At 67.3% G+C, this 248-nt stretch carries 1 protein-coding gene; it reads left to right on the forward strand.

From position 1 onward, the window contains the following. Positions 1-248 (forward strand): molybdopterin-dependent oxidoreductase (locus SB822_RS59510; protein ID WP_410859430.1); only part of this gene is annotated, 248 nt, incomplete at both ends.

A 248-nucleotide genomic window follows, 5' to 3' on the forward strand; every position in this document is an offset into this window, starting at 1 on the left:
GGTGCAACTGACGCACGGTCTGCTGTCGTGTTGCGAATGGACAGGCGTGCGTCTTTCCACGTTGCTGGAAGAGGTCGGCGGCGTGTCCGCGCAAAGCAACGCTAACGGCGGCGCGTGGCTGCTCGCGGAAGGCGCGGACGCCGCCGCGATGACGCGCAGCCTGCCGCTCGATCGCATACTCGAGCGCGCGCTCGTGGTCTATGCGCAGAACGGCGAACGCTTGCGGCCCGAGAACGGCTATCCGTTGC

The sequence above is a fragment of the Paraburkholderia sp. SIMBA_054 genome (assembly GCF_046534875.1).
Classification (GTDB): domain Bacteria; phylum Pseudomonadota; class Gammaproteobacteria; order Burkholderiales; family Burkholderiaceae; genus Paraburkholderia; species Paraburkholderia hospita.